A 15,682-nucleotide genomic window follows, 5' to 3' on the forward strand; every position below is an offset into this window, starting at 1 on the left:
CCCCCCCTTCCTCCGCCACAGTCAATGCGTCGGAGCTAGAGCATCAGGGACCGCCGTGCCGCGCGCAAGCGTAGTGGGCAACCCAGCCGCGGAGAGGTCTGCGAGCAGCAGCGCGGTTTCATCCGCATCGAGGTCTGCAAGCGGACCGCGCACAGGACCGGCCGGAAGACCCAGTTTCCGCAGTGCGGCCTTGGCGGACGCAGCCCCCGGGCAGCGGAACATTCCGGTGTAGATCGGCAGCAGTTCGCGGTGGATCCGAAGCGCCTCGTCCACCCGGCCCCCGGCGAAGGCTGCGGCGAGCGCCCGCAGCCGGTCAGCGGCGACGTGCCCCACCACGGAGACCATGCCGACGGCGCCGATGGAGAGCAGGGGCAGGTTCAGGACGTCGTCTCCCGAGTAGTACACCAGGGAGCTGTGCTGCATGACCCATGAGGAGGAGGCCAGGTCTCCCTTGGCGTCCTTGACCGCCACGATGTTCGGGTGTTTCCCGGCAGCCACCAGGGTTTCCGGTGCAATGGCGACGCCGGTGCGGACAGGGATGTCATAGAGCATGACCGGGAGGTCGGTGCTGTCGGCTATGGCCTCGAAGTGGCGCAGCAGGCCCTTTTGCGACGGGCGTGAGTAGTACGGGGCCACTACCAGCAGCCCGTCCGCCTGCTGCTCGGCGGCGGCGCGCGCCAGCGCAATGCTGTGCCGGGTGTCGGTGGATCCCACGCCGGCGATGACCCGCCGCCCGGTTCCCTGCGTGACGCGTTTGGCCGAATGGACCATGGACGCCTTTTCCCAGTCCGAGGTTGCAAAGGACTCGCCGGTGGTTCCATTGACCACCACGGCATCGTTCCAGCCGTCCCGCAGGAGCCAGCGGGTGAGTTCCTCGGCGCCGTTCTGGTCCAGCTGGCCGTGCTCGTCCAGCGGCGTAACCATGGCGGTGAGGATCCGCCCGAACCGGCGGCAGACCATGTCCGCTGCGGTTTCCCCGGTGCTGCCCGTATAAGTGTTCATACCCTTGCTCCTGCGGATTTGTACTGGTTCATTTTGCGATGCCGTGCCCGCCGCTGGGCAGGACGGCTTTGGTCCCAGTGCGCCAGCGGGTTTCCGCACCAGGCGCTGTTGACCGGGACGCTCTCGCCCCGCATCAGCAGCGAGCAGCCACCCACGGTGCCGCCTTCTTCAATGGCGCTGCCCGGCAGGACGATGCTGTTCGGGCCAAGGGTGGCGCCGTCTTCCAGCCGCACCTCGTCCAGCCGCATGATGCGGTCGTGGAAGAGGTGGGTCTGCAGGACGGTTCCGCGGTTGATGCTGGCACCGTCGCCCACCTCTATCAGGTCGAACTCCGGAAGCCACCACGTTTCGCACCACACGCTGCGGCCGATCCGTGCGCCCATCCAGCGCAGCCAGGCGTTGAGCATGGGGGTGCCCAGGCTCATCCGGACCAGCCCCGGTACGGCCAGCGATTCGGAGAACACATCGGCCAGTTCATTGCGCCACACAAATGAGCTCCACAGCGGATGTTCGGTGGCCTCGAAGCGGCCCACCAGGAGCCATTTCGCCGCCACGGCAAGCAACGCCGCGGCGATGCCGCTGACCAGCAGCACCGGCCCGGACCATATAACGGCGGCCAGGAAACCGAAGGTGTCCCACAGGGCGGACAGCACCCACACGGTGACCAGCGCCAACCAGGCGGTGATCACCGCCGGCAGGATTCGGCAGGCTTCCACGGCGCTGCGGGCAACCAGTAAGCGGCGGGGAGGTTCGTAGGTACGTGAGGTGTCCCCCACCTGCACCGGACGGGGCAGTTCCACGGCCGGGCGGCCGAACCACGAGGTACCCGCAGGCATCTGCGCAGGCGCCGAGGACAGGACAGCGATGAGGGAATTCTCCGGCACCCAGGTGTCCGGCCCCACTATGGCGGAGTTACCCACAAAGGATTTTTCCCCCACACCCGCCGGCCCCAGGTGGAGCCAGCCTTTCCGCACCCGCCGCATGGAGACCATGGAGTGGTCCGCCAGGAAAGACCGGTCGCCCAGGTCCGTGAGGTGCGGAACGGTTTCCATGGTGGAGATTTCCACGTGCCGGCCCACTTTGGCTCCCAGCAGGCGCAGCCATGCGGGGGTAAGCACACTGGCGTACAGCGGGTACATGGTGATCAGGGAGCGGCTCAGCAGCAGGGTGCTCAGCCAGGAGGCCCACCCGGACACGCCGTTAGCCGGGTGCATGCCCGGAGGCATCAGCCGGGCCGTGGAGCGGACGACGGCGGCTATCAGCATCAGATAGGTCACCATGGCGCTGACCACAAAAACCGGTGACCAGAGGGCAAGGATCCACAGGGCTTCCGTCAAGGAACCAACCCCGTTCAGGAGCCACAGCATCAGGGCAGAGCCGGGGACCAGGGAGGCCAGGTTAAGCAGGGTCAGTCCGCCCAGCGCCGCAGAGTAGAGCAACCGCACACCGCGTGTCTGCGGTGCGGTTGCCGGGTCCGCGGGCCAGCCGCCGCCGGCCGTGCCCACCTTCTGCATCTGGGATCCCGCCCAAAGCTCGCCGGCGGGGACTTCCCCGGAGACCAGGGTTCCCGGCTCGGTTTCGGCTCCCCGGCCGACCTTCGCGCCGCCCATCAGCGTGGAGCGGGTGCCGATCCGGGCGTCGTCGGCCACGTGCACCGCACCAATGTGCAGCTGTCCGCCCTCCACCCAGTGCCCGGCCAGGTCCACCTCATACTCGATGGAGGACCGGTCGCCGAAGGAGGCGAAGCCGGTAACCGGCGGCATGGCGTCCAGGTGCACGTCCTCACCCACCCGGCAGCCCAGCGCGCGGGCATACCAAGTGCCCAGGGGTGTACCCATGATGGGTTCCAGCTTGCAGTACGTCACAATCCGTTCAGCAGCCCATAGCCGCAGGTGCGTGCTGCCGCCGCGGCGGTAGATCCCGGGACCCACGCCTACCAGCAGGAGCCGGCAGGAGACCACCGCGCCCAGCATCCGGGCCGGCAGGCTGTACAGGGCTAGCCAGGCGGCCAGGGTCGGAATCAGCGGCGGATCCGGTGTCCACGGGCTGCCCACCGTGTGGGTCATGACCATGCACACCACGGCGATGCCGGTGACGTACCGAAGGCCGGTGATCCCGTAGAGCGCAATAATCAGCGGGGTCTGGGCCAGGCCCAGCCACCACGGTGACTGCGGCGTGGGACGGACATCCAGCTCTGAATCGCGCAGGGACGCCAGATGCTCGGACATGGCGCTGAGGGTTGGATGCTCGTAGATGTCAGCCACGGAAACCTTCGGATACCGCTCGCGCAGGGCTGAAACCAGTTGGGCCGCGGCGAGGCTCGCACCGCCGAGGGCAAAGAAATCGCTCTCCTCGGTGAGCGGCAGCGGGCCGAGGAGGTCCGTCCAGCGCTGTCCCAGCCACCGGAGGTCGGCGTTGAGCTCCACCCGGACGTCGGCGGGTGTATCGACCATGGGCAACGGCCAGGGCAGCGATTTGCGGTCCACCTTGCCGGAGGCCTTCAACGGCAGCTCGTCCACAATACCGAGGGACGGAACCAGGGCAGCGGGCAGCTGCTTGGCCAGCTGCGCGCGAGCCGCGGCCAGGTCCAGTGCCGCTCCGGCAGCCGGAACCAGATATCCCGCCAAGACCTTGTTGCCGGATTTCGTCGCATGGACCGCAGCGGACGCGGCCGCCACCCCCGGCAGCCGGCTCAGCGCGTCGTCGAGCTCCCCCAGTTCGATCCGGCGGCCGCCAACCTTGATTTGCTCGTCCACTCGCCCCACGAAAACCAGGCCTTCGGGTTCAGCCCGGACATGGTCGCCGCTGAAATAGGCCCGTTCCCAGCCCAGCGCGGGAAGGGGCGTGAACTTCTCTGCATCCTTCTGCGGGTCGAGGTAGCGGGATACTCCTACTCCGGAGATCACCAGTTCGCCTACCTCGCCCCACTTCACCGGCTGCCGGTCTTCCCCGACCACGGCCAGATCCCAGCCGGCCAAGGGCAACCCGATGCGGACCGGAGGTTTCCCGTCCAGGCGCGCGCCGCAGGCGATGACCGTGGTTTCGGTCGGACCGTACGTGTTCCACACTTCCCGCCCGGGCCCGAGCAGGCGCCGGACCAGATCCTCGGGGCAGGCCTCGCCGCCGAAGATCAGCAGCCGCACCCGCTGGAGGGTCTCCGTGGACCAGTGCGCGGCGAGGCTGGGCACCGTGGAGACGGCGGTGATCCGGCGTTCCACCAGCCACGGCCCCAGGTCCGCGCCGGAACGGACCACCGACCGCGGTGCCGGGACCAAGCAGGCGCCGTGCGCCCAAGCCAGCCACATCTCCTCGCAGGAGGCATCAAAGCTGACCGACAGGCCGGCCAGCACTCGGTCCCCGGGGCTGAGCGGCGCATCCACGCAGTAGAGCGAAGACTCAGCATCCACCAGGGCTGCGGCGGAACGGTGCGTGACGGCCACGCCCTTGGGTTTCCCGGTGGAACCCGAGGTGAAAATGATCCACGCATCGTCTTCGGGGTGCGGGTGGGGGCTGTGTCCGCCCACGGGCACGCCCTGCAGCAGGTTCAGTTCCAGTCCTGCCTCGACGACGGCGCATACCCCGCCCTCGGCCCAGACCAGGTCTGCTCGGCCGGCCGGTTCGTCTGAATCGACCGGGACATAGGCGGCCCCGGCATAAAGCACACCGAGTATGGCCACGTAGAGGTCCACGGAGCCGGACGGCACATAGATTCCCACCCGGTCTCCGGCCCCGATGCCGCCGGCCCACAACCTGCGGGCCAGTGCCTGCACCTGGAACTCCAGCTCCGCGTAGCTCAGCGATACGGCGCCGTCGTCGATGGCGGGTGCGCCCGGATAGGCGGAAACGGTTTCGGTAAGGATGTCCATGAGCGTGCGCTGTTCCGGAGTGCGGTCTCCGTGGAACACCGCCAAGCCGTCGCGTGCGGGAGGCGGATTGGTGATCACCTGGGTGGCGGCTCCGCCTTTCCTGCTGCCGGCATTCGCCGCTTCCTGCGCCGTGGCGTGGAGGGAAGGGTCATTGCCGGGTCCTGCTGGGGTCCGGACGGTTTCGAATTCGGCCGCCGAGCCCTGGGGGATTTCGGGCATATTCATGTAGAGCGGTTCTCCCTGCTGGTGCTGCTCAAAACCGCGGCCGTTCGGGCCGCGCATCCGTCCCTGCAGAAGGCTGGGACCGAGCAGAAACATAGGCAACCAGCGGCCGCCTTACACGAGTACCGCAGCCGCGGGAAGCACTCGGGACCGGCGTTAATCACTCCCGTGGGGGCCGGGATTACTCGTATGGCTACCTGACCTCATAGCGGCCGGATGGGTAGGTGCCGTGAGCGGCTGGGCCGGGAGGCCGCAGGTATTTCGCCGCCCAGAAAGCTCACAGGCTGGACTCAGATTTCAAACAGGTTACGAACAGGTGGCATTGATTGCGTGTGTCTTCCCGGTGCCCCGCGTCTGACGGGCCCGGGACCGGAAACTTCGCCGGATGGGATGTTCCACATGTCACCTGCAGCATCGCCGCGGTTCGCCGGGGTGGACGCAGCCCGAGGGCTCGCTCTTTTCGGGATGATGGCCGTCCATGTCCTGCCCGAAGCAGGCAGTGATTTGGAGCCGACCCTGCCCTGGCTGTTGTTCGCGGGAAAGGCCGCAGCTCTTTTCGCGGTGCTTGCCGGGGTCTCCCTGTCCTTCATCACCAGGACGGCACGGGTTGAGCGGGGCGGCGCCCTCACGGCGGTCCGGTGGGCAGTGGCGGCCCGCGCCGGAATGATCTGCGCCCTGGGCCTGACCATTGCCTACGTGGACATGCCAGCGTTCATCATCCTCGCGTACTACGGGGCCATGTTTGCTTTGGCTATACCGTTCCTGGGTGTTTCCACTCGAACGCTGCTGGCGGCGGCCGGCGTGTTTGCCCTGCTCGGTCCGGTCCTTATGCAGGCCCTGCGTGATTCACTGCCGGAACCCGGTTACGACCCGACTTTCAGCACGGTGCTGACCGAGCCCGGCGTTTTCCTGAGCCAGCTGCTGCTCACCGGCACGTACCCGGCCATCCCTTGGATGGCGTACATCTGCACCGGGCTGGCCGTGGGCCGGCTCCGGCTGAATGAATCCGCGGTGCAGTTGAAGCTGCTGGCCGGGGGCACGGCGCTGGCTATCGGTGCCTGGCTCGCCTCGGTCCTGCTGTTGGACGGCCCGGGACAGGGTTTTGACCGGTTGGTGGAGATGGATCCGGACCTGGTGGCCGAGCAGATCCGCGACGCCGCCGTCTGGGGTCCCGAGGGTTACCTGCCGACGTCGTCCTGGTGGTGGCTGGCGCTTGTATCCCCGCACACCACCACTCCCCTGGACCTGCTGCACACCACCGGTGTTGCCGTGGCAGTGCTGGGCGCCTTGTTGTTCCTGGCCCGCCACGCGGGCAAGGCCCTGCTGGTGCTCTCCGCGCCCGGCCGGATGACGCTCACCCTGTACTGCGCCCACCTGCTGTTCCTGGGCACGGGCGCCCTGGCCGTCCTTCCGTATCTCTCACTCTGGCTGCAGATTGCGGTGTTCATCGTTTTTGCCGTGCTCTGGCAGCGGGCCGGGAAACAGGGGCCGCTGGAGAAGTGGATCTCGCGCGGCTCCGGAGCGGCCCGGCAGGCGGCGCTCCGACGCTATCCGGATCCCCAGCCCGAACACTAGGCCGGCTGGGCGCCCGCCGCCGGGGCCAGGACTTCCACCGTGTGCCGGAGCACCCCGACGGCGTAGGACAGCACAAATCCGGCCGGAAGACCCAACTGTTCCGGCCCGACGTCGTACGCCCGCATGGACGCCCGCAAAGACTCACCCGGAACGGCGGATGCGGCCGTCTCCACCGTGCGCGGGTCCACCCGCAGCCCGTGGCCGGCCGCCTTGAGCAGCGCTTCCTTGCGCACCCACAGCTGGGCGCGCAGCCGCGGGCGGTCCGGTTCGGCGAGCTCGGCGATGGCCGCCTTTTCCGCCGCAGTGGCCATTACATCTTCCAGACCGGCCCCCTGGAAAGCCTCCGCGCCCGCGTCCTCCAGGTCCACCCCGACGCCGGCCGGCGCCGCCGCCGCGGCCAGCCACCCGCCGCTGCGGCTGAAACTGAACTGCAGGGGCGCCGGCTGCCCGTCCACGAAATAGAGCGGCCGGCCGTGTGATCCGTCGTTGCCGTGCGTGCAGTCCGGGCAGTGCGCGGTGGCGGTGACAGCTGTTTCGGGTACCCCCAGCAGTCCGGCCACCAAGGCGCGGGCTGCCAGCCGTCCGGCCAGGAAGCGGTGCCGGTCTGCCTCGCGGTACATGGCGGATGCACGGGCGCGCACCGGCTCGGCAAGGCTGCCGGCAGCGCTGATATCCGCCGCATCCAGCCACCGCGTGGCAATCCGGACCGCCATGCTCCCGGCCCCGGCCCTTTCATCCCCGGCCCCGGTTTCCCCTGTCCCGGTTGCCGTGGCATCGTCCCCCACTGCCCCCACTGCCGGCTACTGCCCGTCCGCGGGCGTGGCGTTCCCGGGACAGCTCAGTGCTCCGGGGCCGGCTGCTGCCGCCTGCTCCGGCGGCTGCAGTTCCGTGAAGCCAGCCCCGATGACCATATCCACGGAAGCGTCGGTGCGGTCATCGCGGACGTACTCGGTGTCCGGAATGTGCTGCTGCAGCGTGTAGGCGGAGGCGAATCCCGAGGGCCCGGACAGGATCAGCGCGGTCATGCCGACGCGGTTGACGCTGCTGTTGCCCACCTGCGCTATCTGGAATCCCCGGGTGCCCAGCTCGGCCCCCACCGTATTGGCCAGCCCGGCAGACGCCGTCGAGTTGTAGATATTTATGGTCACCGTGGCCGGATCCAGATACGGAAAAGGCCCGGCCGGACATTCGTCCGCCGGACCTGCAGGTGCTTTGATCTCTGTTGCGGCGGGCAGCTTCACCCAGCCGGACACCAGTCCCTGCGCGAGGATCACCGCTGAAAGCAACAGCAGCGCCAAGACGCCGATCACCGAGTTGTGCAGCCGCCGCCGTCGTCGTGCCCGCCGGACCATCTCCGGTTCGTCGGTGGGCGCGAAAACCGCGCCCAGCTCGCCGCCGGTAACAATCCGGTGCCCGTGCCACTGCCTCGAATCGTCCCGATCGTCCATGGCGGCCAGGCCGCCCGGAGCTCCGTCGGGAGGTTCCTTAGTCATCGAGGACCAGCACGCGTGCGTGCAAAATGGTCCGCTGGTGCAATGCCGTCCTCACAGCCCGGTGCAGTCCGTCTTCGAGATACATGGTGCCCTTCCATTGGACGACGTGCGGGAACAGGTCTCCGAAAAAGGTGGAGTCCTCGGCCAGCAGCGCACCGAGGTCCAGCGTGGCCTTCGTGGTCACCAGTTCATCCAGGCGAACCTGCCGGGGAGGTACCGCTGCCCAGTCCTTAGGTGTGACATATCCATGGTCGGGGTAGGGGCGTACGTCGCCAACAGCTTTGAAGATCACTAGTACAGAGTAAAGAACATCTGGGGCCAAAGAAACAACGCCGCTCGGTGCGGGGCGGGGTTAAACGGCTGAATCGGTCCTTCCGGCGCCCGCAGGGCCGTCCGGGCGGTCCGCGGGCACTGGAATACTGGAGGGGTGAATACCCCTGCCCCGCGCTTTGGCCTGCTGCTCGACGTCGACGGACCCGTTGCCAGCCCCGTTTCCCGGACCGTTCGTCCGGCCATCATCCGCAGCCTGGTGGCACTGGCGGCCGCCGGCTGGCCCGTTGTCTTCAACACGGGGCGCTCCGATGCCTTCATCCGGGAGCAGGTGATGCAGCCAATGATGGCAGCAGGGCTTCCCGCCGGCGTCCGGGTGCACGCCGTGTGCGAAAAAGGCGCCGTGTGGTTCTCCTTCGACGGCACGGGGCCAGGGCAGCCGCAGGTGGATCCGGAGCTGAAGGTCCCGGGCGACTATGCCGAGACCATCCGCGGCCTGGTGGACGCCAAATACTCGCGGACCATGTTCTTCGACGAAACCAAGCTCGCCATGCTCTCCGTGGAGCAGCACGTGGCCGCGGACAACGCTGAGTACCTCACCGAGCAGCGCAGGTTCGACGCCGACGCCCTGGAGCAGCTGTCCCTCGCCGGCCTGGGCGGGCAGCGGCTGGACCATGCCATTCCGGACGCTGCCGGCACGGTGGCGTACCGGATCGATCCCACGATCATTTCCACCGACATTGAAGCTGTCGGGGTCGGCAAGGACCTCGGCGCCCGCCGCGCCCTGGCCATGCTGGAGGCCGACGGCACGCCGGTTCCGCGCGGGTGGCGGACCATGGGTGATTCGCGCACCGACTACGCCATGGCCGATGAGCTGTTCCGGCTCGGTTTCGACGTGGCGCACGTGGACGTGCGGCCGGCGGACGGCGTGCCCGCCACGCCGTATCCGGTGCTTCCGGCCGGCGCACTGACCCACGACGACGCCGGCGCGGCCTACTTTGAGCGCTGGGAGGCCATGGTTGCGGGGCGGGCCGCGGACGACGCCGTCGTCCTCTAGCGCGGCCGGCTCCCTGCTGCGGCCGCTACTCCAGGCGCAGGACCGCCTCGACGGACTCCTGGATTTCCGGCGAGCCCGGTGCGACGTCGGAGGCGAAGCGGCCAACCACCTCGCCGCTGTCGGTGACCAGGAATTTCTCGAAGTTCCAGCCAATGTCTTCGCCCAGTTCGCCGTCGCGGAACTGGGTCAGGGCGGCGTAGAGCGGGTGGCGGTCCGGTCCGTTGACGTCGGTCTTGGCCGCGAGCGGGAAGGTGACGCCGAAGTTGGTGCTGCAGAACTCGGCAATCTCCTCGGCGCTGCCCGGCTCCTGTCCGTTGAACTGGTTGCTGGGCACGCCCAGGACGGTGAAGTTCCGTTCCTGGTATGTCTCGTAGAGCGACTGCAGGCCTTCGTACTGCTTAGTGAACCCGCAGCGGGAGGCGACATTGACTACCAGCACGGCCTTGCCGCGGAACAGCTCTCCGAAGGTGGTTTCGGTGCCGTCCAGCAGGGTGAGCGGGATGTCGTACAGGTTGGCGGTTTCCACGGTGAACCTTTCGCTTGGCGTATCTCCATTGCATCCCATGGGCGTCCGGAACGCCCAATCCGGCGGCCGCCGTTTTTTAAGGGGACCTGTTCCACCGCACTTCGTAACAATTGGTTCATAGTTGACAAGGCCCGGTGGTAGCTTGCCGGAATGAGCGAGATTCCCGAGGCAATTCCCGTCCTGGACCTGAGTACCGCCCGCAATCCGGACGGCTCCTTCAGCCCCGAATTTATTGACCGGCTGCGTGACGCGACGCATCGGATCGGTTTCTTCCAGCTGGTGGGCTACGGCGCCGGTGAGGCGATGGTGGAGAAGCTGTTCGACGTCACCAAGCAGTTCTTCGACCTGCCGCTGGAGGACCGGCTGGCACTGGATAACCGCAAGTCCCCGCACTTCCGCGGCTACACCCGGCTGGGCACCGAAATCACCCGGGGGCGCCCGGATTCGCGTGAACAGATCGACTTCGGCCCCGAACGCGCACCTGCTGCCGGCTACCCCGCAGACCAGCCGTACTGGCTGGTGCAGGGGCCCAACCTGTTTCCGGACAACGTACTGCCGGAACTGCGCAGCACCTCCATGGCCTGGGCCGCGCAGATGGAACCGGTGGGCGCGGAACTGCTTTCCGCCATCGCCGTGTCCCTGGAGCTGCCGGAAGACCACTTCACGGAACCGTTTGTTGGCACCCCGGCGTGGATGGCCAAGCTCATCCACTATGTGGGCGGCGTCGTGCAGGAAGCCGGCACCCAGGGCGTCGGCGCGCATGCCGACTACGGTTTCATCACCCTGCTGCTGCAGGATTCAGTGGGCGGCCTGGAAGTAAAACCGCATGAATCCGACACCTGGCTGCCGGTGGAACCGATCCCCGGCGCACTGGTCGTCAACCTGGGCGAGATGCTGGAGGTGGCCACGCAGGGATACCTTTCGGCCACCATCCACCGTGTATCCGCACCGGCTCCGGGCGTGGACCGCTACGCCATCCCGTTCTTCTGGTCCCCGCGCCTGGACACCGTGATTGACCCGGTGCAGCTGCCGCCGGCCCTGGCCGCGCAGTCGCGCGGGATCTCCGATGATCCGGAGAACCCCATGCTCGCCTCCTACGGTGCCAACGTGCTGAAGGGTTGGCTGCGGGCGCACCCGCAGGTGGCCAAGCTGCACCACCCGGAGCTGCTTCCCGGGGCCTAAGCGGGAATTCCCGCGGTTTGGGTAATTCCCGCGCCGCGCGGCGCGGGAACCGGCACAAACTGCGGGAACCCGCCCGGTCCCCGGCAGCATCCTGCACCAGTCCTCCGGCCCGCCGGTCCAGCCCCGGCGGCACGGGTCCGCCGCAGCGGAGTGCGGTCGGGGCGGTCAGCTCAGCAAGGAGGCGGCGGCGTCGTCGGCCAGGACGGTGACGTGCCCGTGGGTCTGGAGGACCGAGGCGGGGCAGTCCGTGCCCACCGGTCCGGTCAGTGCCCGGGCCAGCGCCTCGGCCTTCCCTGCGCCGCGGACAATCAGCAGCAGGTGCCGGGCCTCCAGGATGGTGCCGAGCCCCTGGGTGAGGCAGTGCGTGGGCACGTCGTCGAGGGAGGCAAAGAACCGCTGGTTGGCCCGGCGGGTGTCCTCGGTCAGGGTTTCCAGCCGGGTGCGGGAGTCCAGCGGCGCCCCCGGCTCGTTGAAGGCCAGGTGACCGTTGCGGCCGAGGCCCAGGATCTGCAGGTCAATTCCGCCCGCGGCGGCAATCTGCCGTTCATAGCGGCGGGCGGCGTCCTTCAGGTCCACCCGGTGCGGGTCCGGCAGGTGGACACGCTGCGGGTCGAGTCCCAGCGGTTCCACGATTTCCCGGCGAAGCACTTCGGCATAGCTTTCCGGATGTCCCGGCGGCAGGCCCACATACTCATCCAGGGCGAACCAGGCGGCGGAGCTGAAGTCCGCCCCGCTGGCGGCCAGCGCCTTGTACAGGGGCGACGGCGAGGAACCGGTGGCAACGCCGATCACCGGCTCCGGTGCGGCGGCCAGGGCGGCCAGGACGACGTCGGCCGCGGCCTGCCCGAGCGCGGCAGGATCGGAGCAGCGGATTAGGTTCAAGGTGCGGGAGCTCATGAGGCCTCGTGCAGCTTGGCGAGTTCGGCGCGGATGCCGTCAAAGTGCCGGCGGAGCCGTTCGGAGGCGAGCTCTTTGTCCCCGTCTTTCACCGCTTCGAAAATGTCTCGGTGGACGGCCGCTGTTTCCCGCAGGTTGATCAGCGGATCCACCCCAAGTTCGGAATGGATCTTCCCGTAGACCTTCCAGAACACGGACATCAGGTTGGATAGCAGTTCGTTGCCCAGGGGTTCGAACAGCTGGTAGTGGAAGGTTTCGTCCACCTCGGTGAAGATTTCCCCGCGTTCGGCCAGCGCCTCCATCTGCCGGACGGTGGCTTCGATGTCGGCCAGGTGTTCGGGTGTGAAGAGGTCCATCGCCTCGCCCACCAAACCTGCTTCCAGCGCCTGCCGCACGTCCACCAGCTGCAGGGCTTCCTTGCCTTCGTGGCGGAGCGAAAGCCGCCCCCGGAAGGTCAGTCCGTCCGCCAGCGCGTCAAAATTGGCCGGAGCCACGAACATACCGAATCCGTGGCGGATTTCCACCACACCCAGCGCCTGCAGCACCTTCAGCGCCTCCCGCAGCGTGTTCCGGCCGATGCCGAGCGCCCCGGCCAGTTCCGCTTCCGTGGGCAGGGCGTCGCCGGCTTTTAAGTCGCGGTTGAGGATGAGCTCCATGATCTCCGCCTGCAGGGCACGGGAACGGTTTTGGGCACTGAACCGCGCCGGCGGCAGTGATGCGTCGGGCAGACTCATTGAGATCCTCCTGGGACAGAGTTGCAGGTGGTGCACAAGCGGAACCCGGTGGGGTTGCCGCCAACGATATAGGATGTCCTACCTATCCGGAAGGGGACCTGGTTTTTCCAAAGTGAAGGGTTGACGGAGCAATGTGACGAAGCTTACAGTTTCCGGGACAGCCATCGGACATCCTACGTCCGATAAGTGACTTCCGGATGTGAGGCAGTAGATGAGCACTTCGTTTGAATCCAGCGGGCTTTTGAAAGATTCCAGCCGGCGGAATTTCCTCAAGCTGGCCGGCGTATTGGGCACGGCGGCAGCATTTGCCGGCTCCCTTTCCGCCTGCAGCCCCGGCGGTAACCCTGCTCCCGCCGGCAGTGCCGCCGCAGAGGGCACCGGTTCCATCGAAGCCGGCATTTCCTATCAGCTGTCCACGGGCTTTGACCCGATGCTCTCCACCGGCGCCACTCCGCAGGCCGCCAACCTGCACATCTTCGAAGGCCTCACCGAGCTGCACCCGGCCACCCGGGAGTCCTACCTGGCCCTGGCCAAGGCGGACCCGGTCAAGGTGGATGACACCACGTACGAAGTGCAGCTCCGCGACGGCGCGAAGTTCCACAACGGCGAACCCGTCACCACCGCCGACGTTGTCTTCTCCTTCCAGCGCGTCATGGATCCGGCCAACAAATCACTGTTCGCGGGATTTATCCCCTTCATTGACTCGGTCTCCGCCAAGGACGACTCGACCGTGCAGTTCAAGCTCAAGTACCCGTTCCCGGGCTTCAGCTCCCGCATCTCGGTCATCAAGGTAGTGCCCGAAGCCGCGGTCAAGGCCGACCCGGCCGGTTTCGACCTCAAGCCCATCGGCTCCGGCCCCTACAGCCTGGTCTCGGCGGTCAAGGAAGACCGCATTGTGTTCAAGAAGTTCGACGACTACAACGGCAAGTACCCGGCCCGCGTGGCGGATATGACCTGGCTGCTGCTGGCCGACCCGGCCGCCCGCGTGGCGGCGGTCCCCTCCCGCACGCAGGCCATCGAGGACGTCCCGTACCTGGACATGGACCAGCTTGCGGCCAAGGTGGACGTGGAATCCGTCCAGTCCTTCGGCCTGCTGTTCCTGATGTTCAACTGTGCGTCTGAAAAGTTCGCAGACAAGCGCGTCCGCCAGGCGCTGCACTACGCCATCGATACCGACGCCGTGATCTCCAAGGCCCTGCTGGGCAACGCCACGGCGGCGTCGTCGTACTTCCAGGAGGGGCACCCGTCCTACACCAAGGCCTCCACCATCTACGGCTTCGACGCCGCCAAGGCCAAGTCGCTGCTGGCCGAGGCAGGCATGCAAGACATGACCATCACGCTGACCTCCACCGACACCGGCTGGGTCACCCGCGTGGTGCCGCTGATCAAGGAATACTGGGACGCCATCGGCGTGACCACCACCCTGGAAATCCTGCAGTCCGCTGCCGTGTACGCCCCGGAAAAGGTGGGCGGCAAGAACTTTGACGTCCTCTGCGCTCCCGGCGACCCCTCGGTCTTCGGCAACGACGGCGACATCCTGCTCAGCTGGTTCTACCGTGGCGCCACCTGGATGGAAGGCCGCGCCGGCTGGAACACCACCCCCGAATACGCCACCGTGCAGCAGAAGCTGGACCAGGCCGTGCAGGTGGATAAGGACGAGGCAAAGAAGATCCACGCCGAAGTGGTCGACATTGTCTCCGAGGAAGCCCCGTTGTACCCGCTGTTCCACCGCAAGCTGCCCACCGCCTGGGACAGCAATGCGCTGGACGGCTTCCAGCCGCTGCCCACCACCGGCGTGTCCTTCATCGGGGTAGGACGCAAGTAGCACCGCACACTTGGCGGGATGCCTGCCCCTGGGCGTCCCGCCAGCACCTCCCCCTGCATTGGAGCTATTGAGTGACAACGTTTTTCCGCCTGCTGGGCCGCCGGCTGGCCGCCCTGCCGATCATGCTGCTGGGCGTAACCATCATGGTCTTTGTGGTGCTCTCCGTGGTCCCCGCGGACCGCGCCACGGCCGTCCTGGGTGAGAACGCCAGCGAGGACGCCAAAGACGCCTGGCGTGAGGAACGGGGACTCAACGACTCCCTCGTGATCCAGTTCTTCCGCTACCTCGGCGGGGTTATCCGGCTGGACTTCGGCACCACCAACCCGCCGGAAGAGTCCGTCGCCGCCAAGATTGCCGCGGCTTTCCCGGTCACCCTGCAACTGACCTTCCTGGGCATCCTGCTGGCTGTTGTCCTCTCACTCACCCTCGGTGTGGCCGCTGCCCTCTACCGGGACCGCTGGCCGGACCAGGCCATCCGCATCTTCTCGATCGCCGCTATTGCCACCCCCTCCTTCTGGCTGGCGATCCTGCTGATCCAGTGGTTTGCCCTGCCGGAAGGCTCCATATTCCCCACCGGCGGCCTGGCCTGGGCGGACCAATACGGGTTTGTCGGCTGGCTCTACTCCATGGCGCTGCCGGCCCTGGCCCTGGGCATCCCCGTCTCGGCCTCCCTAATCCGCGTGGTCCGCACCTCCATGGTTGAGGAACTGGACCGCGACTACGTGCGCACTGCCATCGGCAACGGCGTTCCCTACCGCACCGTGGTGGCCCGCAACGTGCTGCGCAACGCGCTGGTCACCCCGGTGACCGTGCTGGGCCTGCGCGTGGGCTACTTGCTGGGCGGCGCCGTCGTCATAGAGAAAATCTTCAGCCTCAACGGCATGGGCGACCTCATTGTGGTGGGCCTGACGACGTCGGACACCAACCTCGTGCAGGGTGCCGTACTCACCATCGCCGTCGCGTTTGTGCTGGTCAACATTGTGGTTGACCTGCTGTACCTGCTCATCAACCCTCGAATCCGGACGGTGTAACC

The 15,682-nt window shown here is 67.3% G+C and carries 13 protein-coding genes; 5 read left to right on the forward strand and 8 right to left on the reverse strand.

Going from position 1 to position 15,682, the window contains the following annotated elements; translation table 11 throughout:
- Positions 1–21: 21 nt before the first annotated feature.
- Both dapA and LJ754_RS14670 read right to left on the reverse strand, forming a co-directional pair.
- The gene (dapA, locus tag LJ754_RS14665) at positions 22–1,002 is read right to left on the reverse strand and encodes a 4-hydroxy-tetrahydrodipicolinate synthase (RefSeq protein WP_227927137.1); all 981 of its coding nucleotides are present in this window, start codon (positions 1,000–1,002) and stop codon (positions 22–24) included.
- The gene (locus LJ754_RS14670) at positions 999–5,186 is read right to left on the reverse strand and encodes a Pls/PosA family non-ribosomal peptide synthetase (RefSeq protein WP_227927245.1); all 4,188 of its coding nucleotides are present in this window, start codon (positions 5,184–5,186) and stop codon (positions 999–1,001) included. Before LJ754_RS14670 ends, dapA begins: the two co-directional genes overlap by 4 nt.
- A 303-nt stretch (positions 5,187–5,489) precedes the next feature.
- Here LJ754_RS14670 and LJ754_RS14675 point away from each other — a divergent pair, with 303 nt between their 5' ends.
- Positions 5,490–6,665 (forward strand): heparan-alpha-glucosaminide N-acetyltransferase domain-containing protein, encoded by a 1,176-nt coding sequence (locus tag LJ754_RS14675; protein WP_227927138.1) that lies wholly within the window; start codon positions 5,490–5,492, stop codon positions 6,663–6,665.
- Here the strand turns inward: LJ754_RS14675 and LJ754_RS14680 are convergent.
- From LJ754_RS14680 to LJ754_RS14690, 3 genes are all read right to left on the reverse strand, one after another.
- Entirely contained in the window at positions 6,662–7,378 is a 717-nt protein-coding gene (locus LJ754_RS14680; protein ID WP_227927139.1) for a 4'-phosphopantetheinyl transferase superfamily protein, read from the reverse strand. The two genes, LJ754_RS14675 and LJ754_RS14680, sit on opposite strands and share 4 nt — an antisense overlap.
- An 87-nt stretch (positions 7,379–7,465) precedes the next feature.
- On the reverse strand, positions 7,466–8,158 hold the full coding sequence (locus LJ754_RS14685; RefSeq protein ID WP_227927140.1) for a LytR C-terminal domain-containing protein: 693 nt from the start codon (positions 8,156–8,158) through the stop codon (positions 7,466–7,468).
- Complete coding sequence (locus LJ754_RS14690) at positions 8,151–8,450, reverse strand: type II toxin-antitoxin system VapB family antitoxin (protein WP_227904874.1); 300 nt, start codon at positions 8,448–8,450, stop codon at positions 8,151–8,153. The genes LJ754_RS14685 and LJ754_RS14690 overlap by 8 nt, the downstream gene beginning before the upstream one ends.
- A 135-nt stretch (positions 8,451–8,585) precedes the next feature.
- Here LJ754_RS14690 and LJ754_RS14695 point away from each other — a divergent pair, with 135 nt between their 5' ends.
- Positions 8,586–9,485 carry a hypothetical protein gene (locus LJ754_RS14695; protein WP_227927141.1) on the forward strand — a complete coding sequence of 300 codons (900 nt, stop codon included), beginning with the start codon at positions 8,586–8,588 and terminating at the stop codon, positions 9,483–9,485.
- A 25-nt stretch (positions 9,486–9,510) separates the two neighbouring features.
- Here the strand turns inward: LJ754_RS14695 and LJ754_RS14700 are convergent, their stop codons facing one another.
- Positions 9,511–10,011, reverse strand: a complete 501-nt coding sequence (locus LJ754_RS14700; protein WP_283997817.1) for a glutathione peroxidase — start codon at positions 10,009–10,011, stop codon at positions 9,511–9,513.
- 150 nt (positions 10,012–10,161) lie between these two features.
- On the opposite strand from LJ754_RS14700, the gene LJ754_RS14705 reads away from it, so the two are divergent.
- A complete protein-coding gene (locus tag LJ754_RS14705; RefSeq protein ID WP_227927142.1) occupies positions 10,162–11,193 on the forward strand; it encodes an isopenicillin N synthase family dioxygenase in 1,032 nt (343 codons plus the stop codon).
- A gap of 165 nt (positions 11,194–11,358) precedes the next feature.
- Here LJ754_RS14705 and LJ754_RS14710 read toward each other — a convergent pair whose 3' ends face one another.
- Together LJ754_RS14710 and LJ754_RS14715 are read right to left on the reverse strand one after the other, a co-directional pair.
- Positions 11,359–12,090, reverse strand: coding sequence for a glucosamine-6-phosphate deaminase (locus LJ754_RS14710; RefSeq protein WP_227927143.1), 732 nt, complete (start codon positions 12,088–12,090; stop codon positions 11,359–11,361).
- Complete coding sequence (locus LJ754_RS14715; protein WP_227927144.1) at positions 12,087–12,824, reverse strand: FadR/GntR family transcriptional regulator; 738 nt, start codon at positions 12,822–12,824, stop codon at positions 12,087–12,089. Before LJ754_RS14715 ends, LJ754_RS14710 begins: the two co-directional genes overlap by 4 nt.
- Positions 12,825–13,035: 211 nt before the next feature.
- Between LJ754_RS14715 and LJ754_RS14720 the strand changes: the two genes are divergently transcribed.
- Together LJ754_RS14720 and LJ754_RS14725 are read left to right on the forward strand one after the other, a co-directional pair.
- Positions 13,036–14,649, forward strand: coding sequence for an ABC transporter substrate-binding protein (locus tag LJ754_RS14720; RefSeq protein ID WP_227927145.1), 1,614 nt, complete (start codon positions 13,036–13,038; stop codon positions 14,647–14,649).
- Between the two features lie 71 nt (positions 14,650–14,720).
- On the forward strand, positions 14,721–15,680 hold the full coding sequence (locus LJ754_RS14725) for an ABC transporter permease (protein ID WP_227913076.1): 960 nt from the start codon (positions 14,721–14,723) through the stop codon (positions 15,678–15,680).
- The last annotated feature ends 2 nt before the right edge of the window (positions 15,681–15,682 follow it).

It is taken from the genome of Arthrobacter sp. zg-Y40, from assembly GCF_020731535.1.
Taxonomy (GTDB): domain Bacteria; phylum Actinomycetota; class Actinomycetes; order Actinomycetales; family Micrococcaceae; genus Arthrobacter_B.